Consider the following 23,792-nt stretch of genomic DNA (forward strand, 5'->3'; position numbering starts at 1 on the left):
ATCGCCGGCTCCCGCGGTTAAGACGGATGCATCCGCCGATGCTTCGACCCAACGAAGAAAGCCACTCGATCACTCGCCCAGTGGGCGCGCTTATGACTGTATACCATCGTCAATCTCTGTTTTGGGGCGCCGTTGCGTTAGCGGCCGGCGTGTTGCTGTGGAACCTGCGTGCCGTGCTTACGCCGTTTCTGCTCGGTGCGCTCGCAGCATACATTTTGCAGCCGGGCGTGGAGTGGCTGGTACGCCATCGCATTCCGCGCGGCCTTGCGGCGCTGGTGATGATGTCTTTGTTTGCTCTGTCCGTCGCACTCGTCATGCTGCTCATGTGCGTAGTTGTCCAGAAGGAAGGGCCGGAACTCATCAGGCAAATTCCATTTATCGTCGCAAAACTCGATGGATGGCTGAAGCCGCGTCTGGCTTTTCTGGGACTCGATTATTCGCTCGACGTGACGAATATCCGCGAGGTGCTGACGGCCCGTCTCAAAGCGGACGGGCAGGGCGCAGTGCTTGCCGTATGGCAGTACCTGCGCACCAGCAGCAACGTCATGATCAATGTCGTGAGCAATGCGGTGCTGATGCCGCTCGTCCTGTTCTATCTGCTCTACGACAGGCACGAGGCGTTCGCGCGCATGGCGAGCTTTGTGCCGCGGCGCTGGCTCGGCAAGACACGGGAATTCGTCGGAGAGATCGATTGCATGATGTCGCAGTATCTGCGCGGGCAACTGCTGGTGATTGCAGTGCTCGCCGTGTTCTACCCGGCTGTGCTGACGATTGCAGGGTTGGATCTGGCGGTGCCCGTCGGCCTGTTTAGCGCGCTTGCGGTATTCGTTCCCTACATCGGCTTTGCGACCGGCCTCGCGTTCGCGCTCCTCGCGGCGCTGCTGCAATTCGGTGACTGGTATGGGCTGGCCGTGGTGGTCGCGGTGTATGGCGTCGGCCAGATTCTCGAAAGCTTTGTGCTGACGCCGAGACTGGTTGGCGAGCGCATCGGCCTTCATCCGCTCGCGGTCATCTTTGCGTTGCTGGCTTTTGGGCGGCTGTTCGGATTCTTCGGCGTGCTGCTCGCGTTGCCGGTCAGCGCCATCCTCGCATCGGCGTTGCGGGAACTGCGCCACCGCTATCTCGCGAGTGCGTTTTACCAGAGTTGACCGCCGTCGCGATCGCCCGATTCGATGTCGCGGCACCCGCCCCGCCCACCCACCAATCCGACACCGCACTGGCGGCCGCACCTGCGACGGTGCGCAAACGCCGCGCTAGTTGCACTGTCACTGCAAGGTGGGAGCATCGGGAACGGTGGGCAGTGGACGTCGCGCGATCCGCTCCGCCTCTACACGTGTGAGACCGAACGCCTGCAACACAATGGCGGCGGTTCGCTGGGCAAACTTCTCCTCCTTCGAGCGAAGCAGCTTTCGCGCACGAACGGTCCGCTTCGACGAGACGGCCAATTGCAGTTCGGCGGCAATTCCCGCGAGCACCGTGCCAATCACGGAGATAACGGACATGAGTCGGTCCGCGATCACAAAGCGCCTTTCTGAAATGCCCTTCTCGCTATCGCGCAGCAGGCGCAGGCCGAGGCCCCTGTTGAGCAGGCGCGGTGACAAACCTTCGCGAATGAGAAGTTGCCCCCAAACCGGCTCGCGGTAGGCCCGCAGGAGCGTGTGACGGACCGAGACGGCGATCACTTCCGCTGGATCGGACAACCCCGCGGCGAGGCGATCGAGCGTATCCGCAAATTCCTCGAACAGCCATTCGATGAGCGCCGTGAAGATGCCTTCCTTGGATTCGAAGTGGTTGTAGAAGGAGCCGAACCCGACGTCGGCTGCCTCGGTGATTTCGTTAATGGTGACGGAGCTCAAACCCTTGGCCGCCACCAGTTTCAGCGCAGCGTTGAGCAGGCGCGCGCGCGTCTCGCGTTTGCGACGGGCACCACGCGGATAGCTTCGATTGATCGCATCGCGGGACGCGCTTGGCGCCTTGAGAGAGCGTGCGCGGCTCGCGCGCGGTTTGGGGGCTTGCGGCATGTCGGCTTCGTAGTCGTGATTATTCAATATTTGGATTCTAGATTTTTATGTCATAGTTGACAAGATACTCAGTATTGGGTCTAATCTCACCCGAGCCGCCGACAACCGGACGTACGAAGGACCCAACGATGCCGACTGAGCGAAAAAATTTCGTTAGCGGTCGATCCCAAGTCCTCGGCCGGAGCTGACAGACCAGCAGATCACCGGGCGGTAGGCATGAACGGGCGCTGCTCCCCACGTACTGGTTGCGTGGAGCCACATCGAGATGGCAAGTACCGCCATGCACGCCGATAAGTACAACTAACGTATCAACGAAGCTTGTTTTATACGTCCGCGCTGATAGCGAACCGTGCTTGCTGGCACTCGGGTTTGCACGGCATCGGGAAACTTTCTTACCAGGGTTATCACCCGTCTTGTGAACATCGTGAAACATTCCGGCCCTATTGCGCAGGCGCAGGCGCCTGCGCGTCGCTTCTTACCTTCCCTCATCCAATCTCCGCAGTGCGCACGCGTGGTGCTGGCGGCTTGCTGCGCGGTCATGCTCGCGGCATGCCACCAGCGCGAAGCCGCCGCTCCAGAGCCGAAGCCCGTGGTCGCCCTGGCCGTCCACGCTGACGGGCGCACGGCAAGTGCGTCGCTGCCGGCTCAGGTGCAGGCGCGCTACTCCACGGCGCTTTCGTTCCGGGTGGGCGGCAAGATCATCGAACGGCGCGTTCGCCTCGGCGACGCCGTCAAGGCGGGGCAGGTTGTTGCGCTGCTCGACCCGACCGATCTGCGCAGTAACCTGGCCAACGCGCGAGCGCAGCTCGATGCCGCCGAACACCGGGTCGTCTACGCGAAGCAGCAGCTCGATCGCGATCAGGCGCAGGCGCAGGCAAAACTGATTGCACCGGCGCAGCTCGAACAGACGCAGGATGCGTACGCATCCGCTGTTGCGCAGCGCGACTCGGCGCTCGCCCAGATGGCGCTCGCTTCGGACAATCTGCGCTATGCGACGCTGACAGCGGACCACGACGGCGTGATTACCTCGGAGGACGCCGACACGGGCCAGAACGTTCAGGCAACCCAATCCATCTATCACCTCGACTGGACGGGCGACGTGGATATCGTCTGCGACGCGTCCGAGCGCACGCTGAGCTCGCTCGCAGTCGGCAGCATGGCGCGCGTGAGCCTGCCCGCGTTGCCCGGCAAGATTTTCGAGGCCCGCGTGCGCGAGGTGTCGCCTGGCGCGGATCCGCAAAGCCGCACCTGGCGCGTCAAGCTCACCCTGAACGCGCCCAGCCCTGCAGTGCGCCTCGGCATGACGGCCACCGTTGCGTTCGATGTCGCCGGTGACGCGTCGGGCGCAAAGGCATTCACGGTGCCGGTGACGGCGCTCTTTCATCAGGGCGAGCACCCCGCTGTCTGGGTGGTGCGTACCGGCACCGACACACTCGAGCTGCGTCCTGTGACGGTGCAGCGATACGACGAGCGCACGGTCTCCATCGCATCGGGCCTCCACGACGGCGATCGCGTCGTGGTGCAGGGCGTACACGCCGTGAGCACGGGCCAGCACGTGCAGGTGGTGGCGCCCCTGCATCCGGAGGATTTCCCGTCATGAACTCCCGCGACGATGAATCCGTGCGCGAGAGCGCGCCTGTCCCGTCTTCCGGGGCAGACAAATCTGGCGAAGGCGGCTTTAATCTTTCCGCCTGGGCGTTGCGTCATCAGCAGCTCGTGATCTTTCTGATCGGGCTCGCCACGCTTTTCGGCGTGATCGGCTATACGAAACTCGCGCAGTCGGAGGACCCGCCGTTCACCTTCCGCACGATGGTGATCAAGACCTACTGGCCTGGTGCGACTGCGCGCGAGGTGCAGGAACAGATCACGGACCGGATCGGCCGCCAGCTACAGGCCGCGCCGTATATTGACAACATCAAGAGCTACTCGCGGCCTGGCGAGTCGATGATCTTCTTCGCCATGAAGGACTCGGCGCCCGTCAAGGAAGTGCCGGAAACCTGGTATCAGGTACGCAAGAAGGTCGGCGACATTGCCGCTACGCTGCCGAAGGGAACCGTCGGTCCGTTCTTCAACGACGAATTCGGCGACGTCTACACCAACATCTACGCGCTCGAAGGCGACGGTTTCTCCCCGGCGCAGTTGCACGACTACGCCGACAAGCTGCGCACGGTCCTGCTGCGCATACCCGGTGTGGCGAAGGTCGACTATTTCGGCGACCCCGACCAGCGCATCTTCGTCGAAATTTCTAATGCGCAGCTCACGCGGCTCTCTATTTCGCCGCAACAGCTCGCGCAGGCGATCGACGCGCAGAACACCGTGGCGCCCGTCGGCACCATCACGACCGCCGACGACCGCGTGTTCGTGCGTCCGAGCGGCGCGTTCAAGGACGTGCAGGCGCTCTCGGACATGATGATCACCATCAACAAGCGCACGTTCCGGCTGGGCGACATCGCGAAGGTCACGCGCGGTTATGACGACCCGCCGGCGACCCAGATGCGCGTCGGCGGCCAGGCGGTGCTCGGCATCGGCGTGACGATGCAAAAGGGCGGAGACGTGATCGACCTCGGCAAGGCGCTCGACGCAAAAGCCGCCGAACTGCAGGCCACGCTGCCGGCGGGTCTGAAACTCGCGCCGGTGTCGAGCATGCCGCACGCGGTCAAGCACTCGGTGGACGAGTTCGTGAAATCGGTTGGCGAAGCGGTGGCGATCGTGCTGGTCGTGAGCCTCGTCTCGCTCGGCCTGCGCACCGGCATGGTCGTCGTGATCACGATTCCGATCGTGCTGGCGGTGACGGCGCTTTGCATGCACATCTTCAATATCGGCCTGGACAAGGTTTCGCTCGGTACGCTCGTGCTCGCGCTAGGCCTGCTCGTCGACGACGCGATCATCGCCGTCGAAATGATGGCGGTGAAGCTGGAGCAGGGCTGGAGCCGGGCGCGCTCGGCAGCGTTCGCGTATACCAGCACGGCATTCCCGATGCTGACAGGCACGCTCGTCACCGTATGCGGCTTCCTGCCGATTGCGCTCGCCAAATCGAGCACGGGCGAATACACGCGTTCGATCTTCGAAGTGTCGGCCATCGCGCTGATCGTTTCGTGGTTCGCGGCCGTCGTGCTGGTGCCGTTGCTGGGTTATTACCTGCTGCCGGAACGCAAGCCTCAACCCGGCGGTGCACACCATGATCCGCATGAAATCGGCAACACCGGCTTCTACCGGCACCTGTCGGGATGGGTTGCGTGGTGCGTCGAGCGTCGATGGGTCGTGCTCGGCATCACCGTCGTGCTTTTCGCGATTTCCATGCTGGCCTTCACGCGCGTGCCGCAGCAGTTCTTCCCGAACTCGGAACGGCCGGAACTGCTGGTCGATCTGCGGTTGCCGGAAGGCGCCTCGTTCGAAGCGACGCTGCGTGAAGCGAAGCGCCTGGAAAAGGTACTCGACGGCAAAGCCGAAATCGACCACTTCGTCGACTTCGTCGGCACCGGCGCGCCGCGTTTTTACCTGACGCTCGACCAGCAGCTTCAACAGCCGAATTTCGCGCAGTTCGTGATTACCGCAAAAAGCGTGGAAAACCGCGAGGAACTGATGCGTTGGCTCGACGGCAAGCTCGAGAAGGATTTCTCCGGCGTGCGAGCGCGCGTCGCCCGGCTCGAGAACGGTCCGCCGGTCGGCTTCCCGATCAAATTCCGGGTGAGCGGCGACGATATCGCGACCGTCCGATCGATTGCGCAGACGGTGGCGGACAAGACCCGCGCCGATCCCCGCACGCGCAACGTCCAGTTCGACTGGGACGAGCCGGCGGAGCGCTCGATCTCGTTCGAGATCGATCAGAACCGCGCGCGCCAGCTTGGTGTCACGTCGGAAGACGTGTCGAACTTCCTCGCGATGACGCTATCGGGCTACACGGTGACGCAGTACCGCGAGCGCGACAAGCTGATCAACGTCGATCTGCGTGCGCCAAAGAGCGAACGTGTCAATCCGGCGCAGCTGACCAGTCTCGCGATTCCGACACCCAACGGCCCGGTGCCGCTCGGTTCGCTCGGACACGTGCGCAATACGCTCGAGTACGGCGTCATCTGGCAACGTGACCGCCAGCCGACTATCACGGTGCAGGCGGACGTGCGCGGCGACGCGCAGGGCATCGACGTGACCCACGACATCGAACGTGCGCTCGCGGCGGAAACCGCCAGGCTGCCGGTCGGCTATCGCATTCAGGTGGGCGGCGCGGTCGAAGAAAGCGTGAAGGGCCAGACGTCGATCAATGCCGAAATGCCGTTGATGATCATCGCCGTGCTGCTGTTGTTGATGATCCAGCTCAAGAACTTCGCGCGGACCTTCATCGTCGTGCTGACGGCGCCGCTCGGCCTGATTGGCGTCGTGGCCGCGCTGCTGCTGTTCGGCAAGCCCTTCGGCTTCGTCGCGCTGCTGGGCGTGATTGCCATGTTCGGCATCATCATGCGCAACTCCGTGATTCTGGTCGACCAGATCGATCAGGATATCGCGGCAGGGCAGCCGCGCTTCGACGCGATTATCGGCGCAACGATAAGGCGTTTCAGGCCGATCATGCTGACTGCCGCCGCCGCCGTCCTCGCGCTGATTCCGCTGCTGCGCTCGGGCTTCTTCGGTCCGATGGCGACCGCACTGATGGGCGGTATCACGATTGCGACGGTACTGACCGTGTTCTTCCTGCCCGCGCTGTACGCGGCGTGCTTCAGGGTCCGGCACGACGAGCGCGGAACGCAACCGGTCGTCGCCGAGCAGATGGAGGTTTGATGATGAGCTTCGCCTACAAGACATCCGTGATGGCCGTGGCTGTGGCCATCACACTGACGGCCTGCACGTTCGGCCCCAACGGCGCGCCCCCGGCGATGCCTTCGCCTGCGCACTACGGTGCCGACGCACAGCCGGCGAAGACCGTCGCAGCGGGCGGCGTGGCGCAGCAGTTCGATATCGGCGCAGTGGGCGTTCCGCAATGGTGGCAGCTTTACCGGTCGGACGCGCTGAGTGCACTGGTCGAGGAAGGCTTGCGCAACAGCCCCACGCTCGGGGCTGCGCAGCGGACGCTCGCAGCCGCGCAGCAGGAGCTGCGCGCCCAGGTCGGCGCATCGACGCTGCCTTCAATCGATGCTGCCGCACAAGTCGATCGCGGGCGTTCACCGCTTGTGCCCGGCATTGGCCCCAGCGAGGTTCGCTATAACTTTTTTGCCGGACAGGTTTTCTCGTCCTACACCTTTGACCTGTTCGGTGCGACGCGTTCGGCGAATGCGGCCAGCGCCGCTCGCGTCAACGTGCAGGCGTATCAACTGGAGGCGGCGCGGCGCGCGCTGGCGGCAAACATCGTCGGTACGACGATCAGCGTAGCGGCACTCGATCGCCAGATCGCGCTCACCGAACGGCTCGTCGCCGTGGCCAGGACGGCCGCGGACGAGGACCAGCAACGCTACGCACTCGGCTCGGTCTCGCGTGCGCAGGCGCTTGCGTCGACGCAGGATGCGGCTTCGGCCGCGGCGAGTCTTCCTGCGTTACGCCAGCAGCGCGCCACAGCCATCCATGCGCTCGCGGTGCTGATGGGTCGCACGCCGGACAATGCCCCGGCCGTTCCCGATCTCGCCAGCCTGACGTTGCCCGAACACGTGCCGGTCGTGGTGCCGTCGGACCTGCTGCGTTCGCGCCCCGACGTTCAGGCAGCCGACGCCGCCGTGAAGGCCGCCGCCGCCGATGTCGGCGCTGCGACCGCGCAGCTCTTTCCGAGCCTGTCGCTGACGGCCTCGATGGGCCGCGGCGGCTTTAGCTGGCCGGCGGTTCTCTCGGGCGCGGGCGGGCTGTGGGCGATCGGTGCGGGACTGTCGCAGCCGATTTTCCATGGCGGCGCGCTGTTCGCACACCGCAAGGCGTCTATCGATGCTTACGACGCGGCGGTGCTGAACTACAAGTCCACCGTTCTGTCGGCGTTCCAGAATGTCGCGGATTCGCTTGCCGCGCTGGATAACGACGCACAGACACTCGCGTCGACTGAAGCAGCGGCACAGGCAGCGCACGCGGGGTACGACGATACCGCGTCGCGCCGCCGCATGGGTTCGCTGCCGTCAACGGCAGAGCATGCCAGCGAGCAGCGGCTTCTCGGTGCGCAGATCAGCTCGGTTCGCGCGGCAAGCCAGCGCATGAACGATACCGTCGCACTGTTCCAGGCGATGGGTGAACTGCCGCCGGGCCAGCCGCAAACGGCGTCGGCGCAATGATCGCGTGTCGATGAAGACGGCAAGAGCGACCTGCCGATCAGGCCGCTCTTCCTCGACTGTACCGGCGGGTATCGGAGCAGTCGTTTCCTATCTCAAATAAGAATGCGCCCACGCACAGGAAGGTCAAGCCGGACTTCGTGTGCATCCAACGCGCCAGAACTTCAGGTTGTCCGGTTCCCCGTATGGAATATAAGAAACTGATCGCCTGTCGCGAGTGCGATCTGCTGTTTCGCAAGCCTCTGCTGCGGGGCGGGCTGACCGCGAGTTGCTCGCGCTGCCGTGCAGGCCTCGAAGGAACGCAGGGCGCGAGCGTGCCGCTGGACCGGATTTGTGCGGTCACCGTTGCAGCTTTGATCACATTCTGTATTGCGCAGGCTTTCCCGGTCATACAACTGCAGACCAACGGTATGACGTCGGAGGCGACGCTATTCGGCGCGGTGCGCTCGTTGTGGACGGGACACATGCGCATCGTCGCAATGATGGTCTTGTGTTCGGCGATCCTGTTTCCGCTGATCGAACTCCTCGCCCTTCTCTATGTGCTGGTTCCGCTGCGCTTTGGCAAGGTAGTACGTCATTTCAACGGAATGCTTCGCGTCGTGCAGTTCATTCGGCCATGGGGCATGGTCGAAGTGTTCATGCTCGGCGTGGTCATCACGATCGTGAAAATGGTCAGCATGGCGCAGGTGATCCCTGGGCCAGGACTGTTTGCATTCGGTGCACTCACGTTGATGTTGGCGTTTCTCGCCACTTTCGACCCGCGCGTGCTCTGGTCAAGGCGGGACGAAATAACGTTTCGACGACCCGCTGAGATCCGCTGGACCAGACTGAAGCATAGGTGTGCCCCGCGAGCCCTGACGTTCTTCGGGCGGAAGCCCGCGCCGGCGGTGCATATGACGGCGCGGCGCGCCGGGCTCATAGCCTGTCATACCTGTGGACTGGTGCAGAAGCACATCGCGGCGTCGTCAGAGCAGCGCTGTTCGCGGTGCGAATCGATGCTGCACACGCGCCATCCCGATAGCGTGACGCGCACGTCGAGTCTGGTTCTTGCCGCCGCGCTCGCCTACATACCTGCGAATCTGTTGCCGATCATGCACACGTCATCCCTCGGCCACTCGGAGGACGACACGATCCTCGGCGGCGTGGCGTACTTCTGGACTTCTGGCGACTGGCCACTCGCCGTCGTCGTGTTCGTAGCCAGCGTCGTGGTGCCGATGCTCAAACTCGCCATTCTCACGCTGCAGATCGTAGCGGCCCGTCGCAGTCCGGACTGGCAGCCGCTCGAACGCGCGAGGCTGCATCGGCTCGTCGAGTGCGTTGGCCGGTGGTCGATGCTCGATATCTTCGTTGTCGCGCTGACGGTCGCGCTGGTGCATTTCGGTTCGTTTGCCGTTGTCACTGCCGGTCCGGGCGCGCTGGCTTTCGGCGCGGTGGTGATTCTCACCATGCTCGCGTCGCATCAGTTCGATCCGCGGCTGATCTGGGACAACGTTCGCTGCGGGCCAGCGCGCGATTCACGGCCATGAACCAATACCGTTTCAGCGGCTTGCGCACTCCTCAATCAACTCATATTTTCGAACTACTCTCCGAGCGATGCATCTTCCCACGCCACCCAGACCTGACATCAAGCCGCGAAAACGCTGGATTCCCTCCCTCATCTGGTTAGTGCCGCTCATCTGTGCGCTGATCGGTGTTGCGCTGGTAGTCAAATCCGTCACCGACAAGGGACCGACAGTGACGGTCACGTTCAGCAACGCTGAGGGCATGGAGGCGGGCAAAACGAAGGTCAAATACAAGGACGTGGAAATCGGTTCGGTACAGGCGGTCGCGCTGTCAAAGGATCTGCAGCACGTCATTGTCACGATCGAGCTGACCAAACAGGCAGAAAAGTTCGCGAGCCGAGGCACGCGCTTCTGGGTGGTTCGCCCGCGCGTGGGCGCTAATGGCATCTCGGGCCTCGGTACGCTGCTGTCCGGTCCGTTTATTGGTGTCGACGTTGGGCAGTCTTCGGAAAGGCAAACTGCATTTGTCGGCCTCGAAAGTCCACCGATCGTTACGTCCGGGCAGCCGGGGCATCAATACACGCTAAGAGGCGACTCATTGGGGTCCGTCGATATCGGTGCGCCGATCTTCTACCATCGCATCCAGGTAGGCCAGGTGGTCGGCTTCTCACTCGATCCGAACGGCGCGGGCGTGATTGTCAATGTTTTCGTCAATGCCCCGTTTGACCGGTATGTCGGCACTAATACACGGTGGTGGCACGCAAGCGGTGTCGACCTCCGTCTGGATTCGAACGGATTGAAGCTCAACACACAATCTCTGGCGACGGTGGTCATCGGAGGCCTCGCGTTCCAGTCGCCGCCGGGTCAGGACGCCGGACAACCGGCCGCTGACAAGGCGGCGTTCCGACTCGCATCGGACGAGTCGGACGCGATGCGCGAGCCCGATGGCGCGCCGCTCAATGTCGTGATGCGGTTCAACCAGTCGCTGCGCGGTCTGTCTGTCGGCGCTCCTGTCGACCTTCGAGGCATCGCGCTGGGGCAGGTGACGGACATCGGTATCGAATATAACGAAAAGGAGAAGAGTTTCAGCATGAAAGTATCGCTGGCGCTGTATCCCGACCGGCTCAGCCGGCGCTCCAGCGAAGCGCTACCGGCTCCGAACTCGCAGGGTGGTCATGAGTTGCTGGAAAACCTCGTCATGGAGGGAATGCGCGGTCAGTTGCGAACCGGCAACCTGCTGACAGGCCAGCTATTCGTGGCGCTCGACATGTTTCCGAAAGCGCCTCGGGCGAGCGTCGATGTACATCGCAATCCTATTGAACTGCCGACTGTGCCTAACACCCTTGACGAACTTCAGGTGCAGATTGCCGATATTGCGAGGAAGCTGAATCAGGTGCCGTTCGACAAGATCGGAGCCAATCTTAACGGTGCACTGGAAAACGCCAACAAGCTGTTCGGGCACATGGACACAGAGGTCGTTCCACAAGCCCGCGACACGCTGGCGGCCGCGCAGAAAACCTTCAGTACCGCCGAAACGACGCTCCGGCAGACCGCGCCCCTGCAGTCGGACGTTCAGGATGCGATGCAGGAACTGACACGCACGCTGCAATCCCTCAATGCGCTCGCCGATTATCTGGAACGTCATCCTCAGGCGCTCCTGTTCGGCAAGAAAGGAGACCAACGGTGAAACTGATCCAATCCCGCGCGTGGTGCGCAATCGCCCGTATCGCGACCGTCATGGGTCTGGCCGCGCTGAGCGCCTGTGCTTCCCCGCCGGCCCGCTTCTATACACTCGCCACTGACAGCGAACCGACGCGCGCAAATGTTTCGGTCAGTCCGGCCTTCTGGATCGACATGCGCACGGTGAAGGTGCCGGCTTCAGTCGCAAGGAGCCAGTTCGTCGTACAGGTCGATGCGGCGCGCGTCAGGATTCTGGAAAACGAGCGCTGGGCATCGCCGCTTGCAGACGAGATCCGTAATGCGCTGCTCGCGGCCGCGACTCGACAGGCGAGTGGCCCCGACACGTACCAGCCTGGTCACGCCGAGGACGCTCGCACGTATCAGGTCTCCGTCGACGTGCAGCGTTTTGAATCGTGGCCGGGCTCACACGCGCTGCTTGACGTCACCTGGAGTGTACGCAAGTCGAACGACTCACGAACATTGACCTGCCGCAGCATAGTCAGCCAGCGCGTATCGGCCGGCTACGATGCACTCGTCAACGGCCATCGAGTCGCAGTGCGAAGGATAGGCACTCAAATTGGCGAAGCCGTCCGGGAATTTTCGGCGGCGCCGTTCGTGTCCGCCGTTGCACCGGCGCGCATGCCCGCGGGTATGAGAAATTCGGCGTTGACGTGCCCGGCTCTGGCGGGCTGAGCCGATACAGGAATTGATGCGCAACGCACCGGGAGGGAAATGGAACCATACCGTCGCCGCAACTATGCCGGCACATTTACGCTATTCGTTCCCGATGCTTGCAGCCGCAGTGGGAACGACGATCCCTGCTTGCGCAAGGAGGTCGATGACCTGTGCATCGCGCTCTTTGATCGCTCGTGCGAACGCCGCGAGATCACGCCACTCATCTACCTGCTCCATGCGTGGCCATTTTTGCCATCGGCGCCTCATCCGGTCAGAGTTGTGTCGCGACCGCTTCACAGTCTTTCGAGGTTCCACAGCGAAGCTCTCGACGATAACGAGCGCGAGCTGATTGCTCGGCTGACTTCAGGCCGATCAGACCGATGGCACCGATCGGACCGGACCTCTGAACTCAATCGGCGTCGACAGTCTCCTCCACGACCGGCAGCGGACGCGCTGCAATTTTCTCCGCCTCCGCGCGCTTGAGCCCGAGTGTCTGCAGCAGCATTGCAGCCGTACGCTCAGCCAAGTGCTCCCCGCTAAAGCCAAGTTCCTTGAGTACGGCTGCGGCGGGTGCGCCCGGAGCGACGTAGTTCAGCTCGGCGGCAATCACACAGAGGACTGTGCCGCCGACCGAAAGAAGTCCGATGAACGGGTCGGCGACCACGAAGCGCTTCGCGGCAATACCTTTAGCGATGTCGCGCATCAGCCGCTGGCCGAGCCCGCGGCTGAAAGCGCGCGCTGAAAACCCCTCACGTATCAGGAAACGTCCCCACACGGGGTCGACCCGGGCGCGCATCACGGTATGGCGCACGGCGACGGAAATTACCTCGGCCGGATCGGAAACGCCACCGGCGAGCCGATCCACCATGTTCCCGAAATCCTCGAACACGTTGTCGACAAGCGTCGCGTAAATCGCCTCTTTCGATTCGAAGTGATTGTAGAACGAGCCAAAGCCGACATCGGCGGCTTCAGTGATTTCATTGATCGCGACGCCCTCCATGCCCTTTTCGGCCATCAGCCTGAGGGCGGCGTCGAGCAGGCGCGTGCGCGTCTCGCGCTTGCGACGCGCACCGCGCGGCTCCGGTCCTTCGGCAACGGCAACCGGGGCGACCGGCGCGGCACGGGTGGGACGCTTTGCTGTCTTGGGATTTGTAGTTTTCGGCATGATGGATCCAAGCTTGGTTATGCCTAAGTATAGATCGTAATGTCTAGGTTGACAAAACGCTCAGGAATGATTTTAATGTCACTAAAGGCCGCCCGAAGGCGAGCTTCTTACACAAATACAACAGACAACAGCCGGAGTGACTGTGGAGATAGCAGCAAAGGACGGCGCCGCGCCGTCGAACCGGCATGGCCGGGTTCGTCCGCACGGGCGCCCTCATCTAGTCCGTGCCCCCTACCTGGTTGGCGTGGACGGCGCGAGCTCACTGGTTCGGCGGCTCATTGGGCAGGCATTCAAAGGCAAGACGCTCGCCGAGGACTGGCTGATCGTCGATGCGCGGCACGTTCCGCGCCCCGTTGACCAGGTGGAGTTCATCTGCGATCACCGTCGGGCGACCGCGCATAGGGTCGCGCCTGGCGGCCGTGAACGTTGGGAATTCATGCTGAGGCCTGGCGAACGTCACAAAGATATGGAATCGGAGACGCGCATCCGGGAGTGGCTCTCTCCCTGGGGCAATGTCGACGACATGATCATCGGGCGCAAGTCCGTGTATCACTTCCATGCACGCACCGTTGATGCATTCAGCAACGCTCGGGTGTTTCTCGCAGGCGACGCGGCCCACATCACGCCCCCGTTGGTCGGGCAGGGCCTGGCTGCAGGACTTCGGGACGCCGCCAATCTTTGCTGGAAGCTCGCATGGGTGGTGCAGGGACGCGCCGACCCAAGGATTCTTGATAGCTATGACGAGGAGCGGCGCCCCCATGCGAAGGCAATGATCGACCTCGCAAAGTTCATGGGCAAGCTCGTCATGCCGCGAAGCGGCGCAGTCGCGCAGTTGACTCACAGATTGATGCGCGACGGTCCGGCCACCGACGTGAACCGTATCGCGCGGAAGAGTCTTGCGTTGCTGTGTAGTCCCATCAGCGCGCCGACGCTGGAAACCCAATACGCAGTCCGAACTGTCTGAATCCTTTTTCGCCATGAAACTGACTACTGCACAACCGGCCCGTCATCCCGATCCCACTACTAGAGCGTCAGCATTAGCCTATCTGATGTTCGACCGGCCGGATCTCGAGAAAGCCGAGCAATTTCTCAATGATTTCGGGCTTCGAACCGTATCACGCAGCGACGCGCTCCTTCTACTGCGGGGAACGGGTGCTTCACACTTTTGCTATGTCGTCCGGAAGGCGCCGAAATCCCGATTCGTTGGCTTTGGGCTACAGGTCGGCAACAGGGTCGATCTTGATGCACTTGCAAAACTACCTGGCGCTTCGGAGGTCGAACGCTCGCCCTTGCCCGGCGGCGGCTATACGGTGCGACTGACCGACCCTTCGGGCTTTCGCGTCGATGCGATATGGGGCCAAACGCCAGCCGCAACGTTGTCCCATCGGCCGCCCTTGCCGTTCAACTCCGCTGATGCGACGGTCCGGATCAACGGGACGCAGCGACCGCCCGAAGGCGCGCCGGAAATCATCCGGCTCGGACACGTCGTGCTCGAACTCGTCGACTTCCAGGCAACCTGCGCGTGGTATACGCGGCATTTCGGCCTCATCCCCAGCGACGTCCAGGTGCTTCCCGATGGCTCGCCGGCCGTCGCGTTCATGCGGCTCGATCTCGGCGACAAGCCGGCCGATCATCATACGCTCGCGCTTGCACAAGGCTTCGTGCCCACCTACAGCCATAGCGCGTACGAAGTCGTCGACGCCGACGCGGTTGGCATGGGCCAACGCATTCTGCGCGACAAAGGTTGGACGCACGCGTGGGGGATCGGCCGGCATAAGCTGGGCAGCCAGATCTTCGATTACTGGCAGGACCCATTGGGCGACAAGCACGAGCACTATTGCGACGGCGACCTCTTTACGGCGGACGCGCCGACGGGTGTCCATGCGGTGAGCCGCGAGGCGATGGCCCAATGGGGGCCGACGATGCCGCGCAGCTTCACGAAGCCCAGGTTCACACCCGCGAGCGTCGTGGCACTTTTCAGAAACCTGCGCCGCAGCCCCGACCTGACGTTGAGCAAGCTGCGCACGTTGGCGAAGCTTTTCGCCTGAACCACCCCACTTTCATAGAATCCGGAGATCGATAAATGGCAGTTCACGTTCTGCATTACCTTCATGATGGCCGCGCCCAGTGGGGCGTAGTCGCCAATGGCGCCATCACGCCGATTGCTGGCGAATTCAAGTCGACCGCCGAGTTTATCGAGGCCAATCCGGTCGAACGGCTGCTCCAGCTAGTCGGTCCGACGATTCCCGAATCGGAAGTGCAATGGCTGTCGCCCGTGACCGCCAACCAGCAGTTCATCTGCCAGGGCGCGAACTATCGCCAGCATATGATCGAATCGGGCATGGACCCGGATGTGAAGAAATTCAACATGATTTTCACGAAGGCGACGAGCTGCATCGTTCCTGCCGACTCCACCGTCGTGAAGCCCAAGGAAGTGCAGTTCCTCGACTACGAGATCGAACTGGGTCTTGTCCTCAAACGCGACGTCACGTCCCAAGAAACGGTCACCGACGAGAACCTGCATGACTACATTGCTGGCGTCGTGATCGTCAACGACTACTCTGCGCGCGATATCCAGATTCCGCAGATGCAGTTTTACAAGGGCAAGAGCTACCGCACGTTTGGCCCTGTCGGCCCTTACCTTTGCCTCCTTGAGAAACACGATATCGCGAAGTTGAAGGAGCTCGTGCTGACACTGACGGTCAATGGAATCGTCCGCCAGAATGACACGACTGCGGGTCTTGTCTATGGACCGGCAGAGACCTTGACCGAGCTTTCAGGCGTGCATGATCTGCGCACGGGCGACCTGCTGGCGACGGGCACGCCGTCTGGCTGTGCACTGAGCATTCCATCGCCCGAAAAGCAGCGCGCCGCGGCGCAGCTGCCTGACGCGGAAAAATGGCGTCTTTTCCTGAAAATGCAGGAGGAAAGGCCGCAGTATCTGAAGGTCGGAGACGTCGTGGAGGCGCATATCGCCAGCTACGATCGCTCGATCAATCTGGGCGTGCAGCATAACGTCGTTGTGGAACAGGCAGCATGAAAGGCATCGCAAACATGGACGAAGTCCTTGCCATCGAAAAGCAGGGCTTGCCGGCGGATCTGCCGTCGAGCACTTACGAGATGATCTGCCGGGGCGCGGCGATTAATCCGTCGGCACCCGCACTTTCGTTCTTTGCAACCGCCGACGACCACCGCAACGCAGAGTGCTGGACGTACAGTGATCTCGTGCGCGATGTCACGCGAACCGCGAACATGTTTGCGCGCCTGGGCGTACATCGCGACTCAGTTATCGCATACGTTCTGCCCAATCTTCCTGAGACGCACTTTGTGATCTGGGGCGGAGAAGCCGCCGGGATTGTCTGCGCGATCAATCCGCTGCTTGAGAGTGAAGCCATCGGCGAACTGCTCAACGCCTCATGCGCGAGCGTGCTCGTCACGCTGGCGCCGTTTCCCGGAACTGACCTCTGGCAGAAGGTGCAGGCAGTGCTGCGCAAGCTCCCTTGCCTGCAGCATCTGGTGCTTGTGAACCCGGCCGACCGCATGCCTGAGGAAAAGGGCCTTGCGGCCCGGATGCTTGAACGTGGCGAGTGCGCACATCCTGATGGGTCTGGCGTCGTTCACGGCGCAGTTCCTGCGCATGTCTGCATTCACGATTTCCATACCGCCATTGCAAGGGAATCCGAGGAGGCGGTCAGCAGCACGCGTCGAATCAGCATCGCTGATGTTTCATCCTTATTCTGCACGGGCGGCACCACGGGGCTGCCGAAGATTGCGATTCGACGGCATGGCAACGAAGTGGCCAATGCGTGGAGCGCGGGGCAACTCTTCGGCGAAAGCATTGGTCCGGGGAAAACGATTTTTTGCGGCTTGCCACTCTTCCACGTCAACGCCGTGATGGTGACAGGCTTGCTGGCGTTCTCGCGCGGTGCCCACGTCGTGCTCGGCACACCGCAAGGGTACCGGGGCAAGGGCGTGGTAAATCGTTTCTGGGAAATTGTCGAACATTACCGTGTCAACTTCTTCAGCGGTGTGCCGACACTTTACGGGTCCCTGCTGGACGTGCCTGTTGGCGAGCACGATATCAGTTCACTCGAGTATGGCCTGTGCGGCGCCGCCCCCATGCCGGTGGAACTACTTCGCACTTTCCAGGATCGCACAGGAATAAGAATCCTTGAGGGCTACGGCCTCACCGAAGGCACCTGCGTTAGCAGCGTCAACCCTCCGCTTGGCGAGCGCAGAATCGGTTCGATTGGTCTGCGTCTTCCAGGGCAGGCAATGAAAGCCGTAGTGGTCGATGGAACTGGCCGCTATGTGCGGGATTGCGTTGCGGATGAGGTGGGCCAGCTGGTTATCTCCGGGCCGAATGTGTTCGCCGGCTATACGCGGCCAGAGCAGAACAATGGCATCTGGATGGAAAGTGGCGACGGCGAGCGCTGGCTCAATACCGGCGACCTCGGACGCTGTGACCCTGACGGTTACTTCTGGCTCACCGGCCGGAAGAAGGAGCTGATTATCCGGGGCGGACACAACGTCGATCCTGCGGCAATCGAGGAACCACTGCATCGTCATCCCTCAGTCCAGATCGCCGCGGCTGTAGGGCGCCCCGATATGCACGCGGGTGAGTTGCCGGTCGCCTACGTCCAACTGAAGCCAGGCACAACCGCAACCGAAGCAGAACTGGTTGAGTTTCTGCGTCACGAGATCAACGAACGCGCCGCGTTACCAAAGGGGATACGGATCATTGATGCGATGCCGCTGACGGGCGTCGGCAAGATTTTCAAGCCGGCGCTGAAACGGCGCGAAACGGCAGACGCCCTGGAGTGGGCACTCGCGGAGGCTGGCGTCGAGCATGCAACCGTTCACATCATTGATGAAACCTCGCGCGGACTGTCGCTGGAGGTCGAACTTGCCGACCCCGGGTTTGAAGCATTGGCGACGTCCACGCTCGGGCGCTTTGCGTTCGCATTTTCGATCTCGGCCGCCGCAAGGCCATCACGGGCGGAGCAATCGGTAGCGGGGGACGGCCCGGCAGCGACAGACTCGCTGGGCAGCCCAACGTGACACGTGCCACGAGATCAGAGGGGCGCATTCGGTCATGCACCCGGATTAAAGGTTAGTCAGGCGTAGGCGCGACGATGCTGCGGTTCAATACCTGTCAGTGTCTTTACGTTAGTAGTGCTACTGGTGTGAAGGAAAAGAGAATGAGCGTTGCGTCAGAGAGGACTTTGCGTTCGCAGGTGGAAAAATGGCTCGGGCTGACTTCGTCGACATCGGTTCGCGTCACCCGGTTCAGGCGTGCGCGCTCGAATCAGAGACCCTGCGTGCGTGTTGAGCTACTGCTACCGGCAGGCCCGCTCGGATTTTTTTTCTTCCGGCATCGCGACGGCGCGTGGTGCGTGTTCCCGCCTGAGATCGAACGCCTGGTGATGCAGGCTTACTAGAGTGCAGGGACATGCGAACGTCCGCCAATCGTGGCTACGAAAGGCGGAAAACGAGCAATTGAGCGGTTCCAAGGGCAACACCGCTGATTTATAAAAATTCCAGACAAAGAGACAGGAGACGACACGTGAGAAATTACGTGCGAGTGATCAATACAGTTGGGATGGCGGCTTGCATCTGCTCGGCTGCACTTACCGAGCATGCAAACGCCCAGTCCGCGGGAAGCATTACGCTCTCCACAGGATGGCTTCACATCGCGCCACAGGGTAACGCAACGCCGCTCACCGTGGAGAGTGTTGGCGGCGAAACGGTGAATCGCCAGCTAGCCGGCACCGGGGCGCATGCGACGTCAACGAATACGGTGGGAATTACCACCGAGTACTACGTCACGGACAACATTGGCGTCGCTATGCTTTTTGGACTGCCATTGACAGTAAATCTGGTTGGCGATGGGACACTGGCGAAGTATGGCAACCTCGGCTCGACGAGGCCGATGCCGCCCGCCATTGAACTTCGATACCACCTCTTTTCGGCCGGCTCGAAGCTGCGTCCATTCATCGGTTTGGGCGTGAACTATACCTGGTTCACCCAGGTTCGGACAACTAATAGCCAGTTTGTCATGGATAGCGTGGGTCCGGGTGGCTCGGCACACGCAACACTCAGTTCATCGTGGAATCCGGTATTCGAGATCGGGGCGAATTACGCGATTGCAAAGCACTGGTCGGTGGGAACCTCCGTCAACTACATGCCGGTAAAAACCAAGCTGACGTTAGACGGACAGACCGCGACTGGAACGCAGATCGTTTCGCAGTCGACGCTCCGGCTAAATCCACTTAGCGTCTTCGTGAACGTCGCCTACACGTTCTAGCGCGTACGGATCTTCAATGGGTCAATTGACATTTGAGCGCACTTTTTGAAGACATGCACCTTTATTTTTTTCGCCCGGACCTGACTGCGGTTCGCGCTTTTACAGTCGGGTACGGCATGTGGCAACACGCGCTGCTGCAAAGGGGCCGGCGTTGCCGGGTTTCTGACTCACAGCCTGGCATGACCGCGCTGACCCGCGCTGTTCGCACGCTCGGGGAAGTGGTCATACCGTCGTGCCGCCGCCTGCGCAACAAAGCTTCTCTTTGGATCGAAATATGAAACGACAGGTCCTCAAGACCATTCTGTTCGCCTTGCCCAAGGTCCTTGACCTGACGGCACGCCGCTTTCCCGCTTATCGCGATCGCCTGAAGGAGCGCAATCTCGTGGCCTGGATCGGACTCGCGGATCAAAGCATCGGTCGGGTCATCACGTTCAGGAACGGGCGCGTTCGGTCGCACGCCGGCAAGCATCCGCGGGCCGACGTGCGCATGGTCTTCAAGGATGTGGCCACCGCGCTGAAGTTTCTTTCCCCCAATTCGGACCAGGGCGAAATCATCCACGCTGCCAAGAACTTCAAGGTGGTGACCGAGGGTGAGGACGAACTGCTGGTTTGGCTCATGCAAACCCTAAGCATGATGCGCACCGTCGGCCTACCGATGGGCACGCCCATGCGCGACGGCACCCGCCGCTACACGACCTGCACAAACGGCGGCCCTCTGTTTGTCTACGTCAAGGGCGACCGCGTCGTTCGGGTGACCCCAATCGATCTGGACAGCACGGATGCGCCAAGTTATGTGATCGAGGCGCGCGGCCGCCGTTTCACCCCGCCACGGCGTGGCCTGGTCGCGCCCCACGCCTTGACGCTCAAGTCGCTTGTCTATTCCGACAAGCGCATCCTTCACCCCATGAAGCGGGTCGACTTCGACCCCGATGGCGAACGCAATCCCCAGAACCGGGGCAAATCCGGCTATGTGCGTATCACCTGGGACGAGGCGCTGGACATTGTCGCCAGGGAAATCAACCGGCAAAAGCGCGTTCACGGTCCCGGTTCCATCACCTTCCCGATGTCGTCCCATCACCAGTGGGGCAACGTGGGCTACTACCTCAGCGCGCTGACGCGCTTTGCCAACCAGATCGGCTTCACCCGGGTCGCGGCCAATCCGGATAGCTGGGAAGGCTGGTACTGGGGCGCCATGCATCATTTCGGCAACTCGATGCGCATCGGCGTGCCATCCGGCTATGGCGGCGTCGAAGATTGCCTCAAGGAAGCCGAGATGATCGTCTTCTGGTCCTGCGACCCGGAAAGCACCAATGGGGCCTACGCGGGATTCGAAGGGACGCCGCGGCGCATGTGGGCCAAGGAGCTCGGCATCGAGTTCGTCCATATCGACCCGCACTGCAACCCAACCGCCCAATTGCTGGGCGGGCGCTGGATGCCGATCCGACCGCAAACCGATGCCGCTCTCGCCACCGCCATCATGTATGTGTGGGCCGTGGAGAACCTGTACGACAAGGATTACGTCGCCACGCGCACCACCGGGTTCGACGAGTGGAGGGCCTATCTTCTGGGCGAAACCGACGGCATTCCGAAGACTCCCGAGTGGCAGGAGAGCGAGACCGGCGTGCCGGCCAAGGACGTCCGTGCGCTTGCCCGCCGATGGGGGAACAGAAAGGTTCATCTGGCAGTCGGGATGACTGGCGCAGGATTCGGTGGCGCGGCCCGCGGCGCGACGGGAGCGCAATGGGCGCGCTGCATGATCATGATGATGGCGATGCAGGGCTGGGGGAAGCCAGGGGTCAATTTCGGCTGCCTGGAAGTCGGTGCTCCCCATGACCTCCATTTCTACTTCCCCGGCTATGCGGACGGCGGCATTTCCGGCGACCTGGCGTGGACCGCCAATGCGGTGAACAATTACCAGCGCATGCCGCACATCCTGTCCATGAATCCGGTCAAGCAAATGGTCCCGCGGCAGCAACTGCCCGACGCCATCATCAACGGCCATGCGACCGGCTATCTCTGGGATGGTATGTCGCAGGAAGCCCAGTTCGCGCCGTTCAGCTACCCCATGCCCGGGTACTCGCCGATCCACATGATCTATCGCTATGGCGGATCTGCCTTCAGCACGGTGACGAAATCCGGGCGCTGGGCCGACGCCTACCGGCACTCGAGTATCGAGTTCGTGGTCAACCAGTCGATCTGGATGGAGGGCGAGGCCCAGTTCGCCGACATCATCCTGCCTGCGTGCACGCCGCTGGAACGCTGGGACATCGGCGAATGGTCGAATGCCGGTGGCTACGCCCACCATGGGCATGGCACCGTCAATCATCGCCTGATCACGCTGCAGCACAAGTGCATCGAGCCTTTGGGCGACTCACGTTCCGACTACGACATCTTCACCGCCATCCTGACCCGGCTCGGCCTGGGCGGCGTGTTCACCGAGGGATGCAGCGACCTCGATTGGGTCAGACGGGTCTTCGACTCGTCGGACCTGCCCGATCACATTTCGTGGCGCGAGTTCTGCCGCAAGGGCTATTTCGTCGTGCCAGCCGAAAAGCCCGAGTTGCGCCATCCGGTGGACATGCGCTGGTTCGCGGAAGGCAGGCGCAAGGATCTGCAGGAACCCCATCCGCTGCCGTCCCAGTTCGCCGAAAAATTCGGCATGGGCCTGCAGACGCCGAGCGGCAAGCTGGAGTTCGTGCCCGAGTTGCTGAAGCGGCACACGGCGGACAATCCCGAGCGGCCACCGCTCAACAGGTATATCCCCTCCTGGGAAGGGAGACGCTCGGACCTGGCTCAGCGTTATCCGCTGCAGTTGATTGCCACCCACAGTCGCTACAGTTTCCATACCCACTGTGACGGCAAGAACTCCTCGGTCAACAGTCTCGAGGACCATCGCGCGCTGATTGGCGGGCACCGCTTCTGGCTACTGAGGCTTGGTCCGGCCGATGCGGCCATGCGAGGCATTGCACATCGCGACCTCGTGAAGGTGTACAACGACCGCGGCGCTGTGATCTGCGCGGCCGACGTCTCGGCGCTGGTCACTCCGGGAGTGGTCAAGTCGTACGAGGCGAGCGCCGAGTTTCAGATGATCGAAATAGATGGCGAGCGAGTCGAGATAGGCGGTTGTATGAACGTGCTCACCCCTGACCGGCCGCAAACCGCCGGAACCAGCAGTATGAGCCCAAACTCCTGCCTGGTGCAGGTCGAGAAGTGGCGAAGCGCCGAGGCGTTCGTGCTCGGTCGCGCAGCGTAAGGACTACAAAATGAGCAAATTGAACCTGGTTATCAAAGTGGGGCATTGCGAGAATTGCCAGAACTGCGTGATCGCCGCGCGGGATGAGCACGTCGGCAACGACTTCCCCGGTTATGCCGCGCCTGCCGCGGCCAGTGCCGACAGCCCCGTGCGCATCCTGCGGCGCGTTCAGGGCGACGCGCATATGGTCGAGACCACTTATCTGCCGGTCATGTGCAACCACTGCGACGAAGCGCCTTGCATGCGGGTGGGCGGCGACGCCGTTCGCAAGCGCGCCGACGGCATCGTCATCATCGATCCGGACAAGGCGCGGGGCCGCAAGGACATCGTGAAGTCCTGTCCGTACAAGGCGATCGTCTGGAACGATGAGCTGCAGCTGCCGCAGACCTGGATTTTCGATGCTCATCTGCTCGACCAGGGCTGGCGCCAGCCACGTTGCCAGCAGTCATGCCCCACCGACGTTTTCGAGACGGTCAGGCTCGATGACGCAGCGATGGCCGAGAAGGCCCAGCGCGAAGGACTCAAGGTACTGCGGCCAAACCTGGGCACGAAGCCGCGCGTGTGGTACAGCGGCCTCGAGCGTTGGGAAACCTGCTTCATCGGGGGCAGCGTCAGCGCCCGGGTGGCAGACGTGGTCGAGTGCGTCACGGATGCGGTCGTCGCACTTTACGTCGGCGATCAGAAGGTAGGCGAAACCGTGTCAGACCACTTCGGCGATTTCCGGTTCGACGGTCTCGCCAGGGACAGTGGCGGCTACCGGGTCGAAATCCATCACGCCCTCGGCAACGCGTGGCGCAAGTGCGAATTGGGCGAAAGCGTTTATCTGGGTGAGGTTAGCCTCGCCCAGTCGACAAACAGTATGGAAGTTGCCTGATTACGAGCACCGCGACGAAGCTGCTTGGCATGAGACAGGCGGACCGCTCACGCTTTGGACGGGCGACGTATGCAGTCGCCGG

15 protein-coding genes and 1 pseudogene are annotated in these 23,792 nt (G+C 62.1%); 14 read left to right on the forward strand and 2 right to left on the reverse strand.

Annotated elements, in window-relative coordinates; genetic code table 11:
* Nucleotides 1–92: 92 nt before the first annotated feature.
* Entirely contained in the window at nucleotides 93–1,148 is a 1,056-nt protein-coding gene (locus tag B0G69_RS35565) for an AI-2E family transporter (protein ID WP_121325114.1), read from the forward strand.
* Between the two features lie 117 nt (nucleotides 1,149–1,265).
* On the opposite strand, the gene B0G69_RS35570 is transcribed toward B0G69_RS35565, so the two are convergent.
* The gene (locus tag B0G69_RS35570) at nucleotides 1,266–2,021 is read right to left on the reverse strand and encodes a TetR/AcrR family transcriptional regulator (RefSeq protein WP_199731498.1); all 756 of its coding nucleotides are present in this window, start codon (nucleotides 2,019–2,021) and stop codon (nucleotides 1,266–1,268) included.
* Between the two features lie 538 nt (nucleotides 2,022–2,559).
* On the opposite strand from B0G69_RS35570, the gene B0G69_RS35575 reads away from it, so the two are divergent.
* The 6 genes from B0G69_RS35575 to B0G69_RS35600 all read left to right on the forward strand — a co-directional run bounded on the left by B0G69_RS35575 (nucleotide 2,560) and on the right by B0G69_RS35600 (nucleotide 12,129).
* Entirely contained in the window at nucleotides 2,560–3,621 is a 1,062-nt protein-coding gene (locus B0G69_RS35575; protein ID WP_241991697.1) for an efflux RND transporter periplasmic adaptor subunit, read from the forward strand.
* On the forward strand, nucleotides 3,618–6,791 hold the full coding sequence (locus tag B0G69_RS35580; protein ID WP_121324758.1) for an efflux RND transporter permease subunit: 3,174 nt from the start codon (nucleotides 3,618–3,620) through the stop codon (nucleotides 6,789–6,791). The genes B0G69_RS35575 and B0G69_RS35580 overlap by 4 nt, the downstream gene beginning before the upstream one ends.
* 2 nt (nucleotides 6,792–6,793) lie before the next feature.
* Nucleotides 6,794–8,257, forward strand: a complete 1,464-nt coding sequence (locus B0G69_RS35585) for an efflux transporter outer membrane subunit (RefSeq protein ID WP_121325117.1) — start codon at nucleotides 6,794–6,796, stop codon at nucleotides 8,255–8,257.
* A gap of 182 nt (nucleotides 8,258–8,439) precedes the next feature.
* Nucleotides 8,440–9,780, forward strand: coding sequence for a paraquat-inducible protein A (locus B0G69_RS35590; protein WP_121324759.1), 1,341 nt, complete (start codon nucleotides 8,440–8,442; stop codon nucleotides 9,778–9,780).
* A 67-nt stretch (nucleotides 9,781–9,847) separates the two neighbouring features.
* A complete protein-coding gene (locus tag B0G69_RS35595) occupies nucleotides 9,848–11,443 on the forward strand; it encodes an MlaD family protein (RefSeq protein WP_121324760.1) in 1,596 nt (531 codons plus the stop codon).
* Nucleotides 11,440–12,129, forward strand: a complete 690-nt coding sequence (locus B0G69_RS35600) for a PqiC family protein (RefSeq protein WP_121324761.1) — start codon at nucleotides 11,440–11,442, stop codon at nucleotides 12,127–12,129. Before B0G69_RS35595 ends, B0G69_RS35600 begins: the two co-directional genes overlap by 4 nt.
* A gap of 391 nt (nucleotides 12,130–12,520) precedes the next feature.
* Here the strand turns inward: B0G69_RS35600 and B0G69_RS35610 are convergent, their stop codons facing one another.
* Nucleotides 12,521–13,276: a TetR/AcrR family transcriptional regulator gene (locus B0G69_RS35610; RefSeq protein ID WP_121324762.1), complete on the reverse strand. Its 756-nt coding sequence runs from the start codon at nucleotides 13,274–13,276 to the stop codon at nucleotides 12,521–12,523.
* 205 nt (nucleotides 13,277–13,481) lie between these two features.
* On the opposite strand from B0G69_RS35610, the pseudogene B0G69_RS35615 reads away from it, so the two are divergent.
* The 7 genes and pseudogenes from B0G69_RS35615 to B0G69_RS35650 all read left to right on the forward strand — a co-directional run.
* Nucleotides 13,482–14,129, forward strand: a pseudogene (locus tag B0G69_RS35615) (FAD-dependent monooxygenase); the annotation flags it as partial.
* A gap of 124 nt (nucleotides 14,130–14,253) precedes the next feature.
* Nucleotides 14,254–15,324: a VOC family protein gene (locus tag B0G69_RS35620; protein WP_121324764.1), complete on the forward strand. Its 1,071-nt coding sequence runs from the start codon at nucleotides 14,254–14,256 to the stop codon at nucleotides 15,322–15,324.
* 35 nt (nucleotides 15,325–15,359) lie between these two features.
* A complete protein-coding gene (locus tag B0G69_RS35625; RefSeq protein ID WP_121324765.1) occupies nucleotides 15,360–16,316 on the forward strand; it encodes a fumarylacetoacetate hydrolase family protein in 957 nt (318 codons plus the stop codon).
* Nucleotides 16,313–18,337 (forward strand): acyl-CoA synthetase, encoded by a 2,025-nt coding sequence (locus tag B0G69_RS35630; protein WP_121324766.1) that lies wholly within the window; start codon nucleotides 16,313–16,315, stop codon nucleotides 18,335–18,337. The genes B0G69_RS35625 and B0G69_RS35630 overlap by 4 nt, the downstream gene beginning before the upstream one ends.
* A gap of 541 nt (nucleotides 18,338–18,878) precedes the next feature.
* Nucleotides 18,879–19,583, forward strand: coding sequence for an OmpW family outer membrane protein (locus tag B0G69_RS35640; RefSeq protein WP_121325118.1), 705 nt, complete (start codon nucleotides 18,879–18,881; stop codon nucleotides 19,581–19,583).
* 274 nt (nucleotides 19,584–19,857) lie between these two features.
* The gene (locus B0G69_RS35645; RefSeq protein ID WP_121324768.1) at nucleotides 19,858–22,836 is read left to right on the forward strand and encodes a molybdopterin-dependent oxidoreductase; all 2,979 of its coding nucleotides are present in this window, start codon (nucleotides 19,858–19,860) and stop codon (nucleotides 22,834–22,836) included.
* 10 nt (nucleotides 22,837–22,846) lie between these two features.
* Nucleotides 22,847–23,710, forward strand: a complete 864-nt coding sequence (locus B0G69_RS35650; RefSeq protein WP_121324769.1) for a 4Fe-4S dicluster domain-containing protein — start codon at nucleotides 22,847–22,849, stop codon at nucleotides 23,708–23,710.
* Nucleotides 23,711–23,792 lie beyond the last annotated feature (82 nt).

The organism is Paraburkholderia sp. RAU2J, from assembly GCF_003634845.1.
Taxonomy (GTDB): domain Bacteria; phylum Pseudomonadota; class Gammaproteobacteria; order Burkholderiales; family Burkholderiaceae; genus Paraburkholderia; species Paraburkholderia fynbosensis.

Bases quoted from the DNA above. Each gene is read 5' to 3' on its own strand.
- B0G69_RS35585 (WP_121325117.1), top strand. From the start codon at position 6,794: ATGAGCTTCGCCTACAAGACATCCGTGATGGCCGTGGCTGTGGCCATC.
- B0G69_RS35620 (WP_121324764.1), top strand. From the start codon at position 14,254: ATGAAACTGACTACTGCACAACCGGCCCGTCATCCCGATCCCACTACT.
- B0G69_RS35575 (WP_241991697.1), top strand. From the start codon at position 2,560: ATGCTCGCGGCATGCCACCAGCGCGAAGCCGCCGCTCCAGAGCCGAAG.
- B0G69_RS35625 (WP_121324765.1), top strand. From the start codon at position 15,360: ATGGCAGTTCACGTTCTGCATTACCTTCATGATGGCCGCGCCCAGTGG.
- B0G69_RS35565 (WP_121325114.1), top strand. From the start codon at position 93: ATGACTGTATACCATCGTCAATCTCTGTTTTGGGGCGCCGTTGCGTTA.
- B0G69_RS35590 (WP_121324759.1), top strand. From the start codon at position 8,440: ATGGAATATAAGAAACTGATCGCCTGTCGCGAGTGCGATCTGCTGTTT.
- B0G69_RS35570 (WP_199731498.1), bottom strand. From the start codon at position 2,021: ATGCCGCAAGCCCCCAAACCGCGCGCGAGCCGCGCACGCTCTCTCAAG.
- B0G69_RS35610 (WP_121324762.1), bottom strand. From the start codon at position 13,276: ATGCCGAAAACTACAAATCCCAAGACAGCAAAGCGTCCCACCCGTGCC.
- B0G69_RS35630 (WP_121324766.1), top strand. From the start codon at position 16,313: ATGAAAGGCATCGCAAACATGGACGAAGTCCTTGCCATCGAAAAGCAG.
- B0G69_RS35645 (WP_121324768.1), top strand. From the start codon at position 19,858: ATGAAACGACAGGTCCTCAAGACCATTCTGTTCGCCTTGCCCAAGGTC.
- B0G69_RS35650 (WP_121324769.1), top strand. From the start codon at position 22,847: ATGAGCAAATTGAACCTGGTTATCAAAGTGGGGCATTGCGAGAATTGC.
- B0G69_RS35580 (WP_121324758.1), top strand. From the start codon at position 3,618: ATGAACTCCCGCGACGATGAATCCGTGCGCGAGAGCGCGCCTGTCCCG.
- B0G69_RS35595 (WP_121324760.1), top strand. From the start codon at position 9,848: ATGCATCTTCCCACGCCACCCAGACCTGACATCAAGCCGCGAAAACGC.
- B0G69_RS35640 (WP_121325118.1), top strand. From the start codon at position 18,879: ATGGCGGCTTGCATCTGCTCGGCTGCACTTACCGAGCATGCAAACGCC.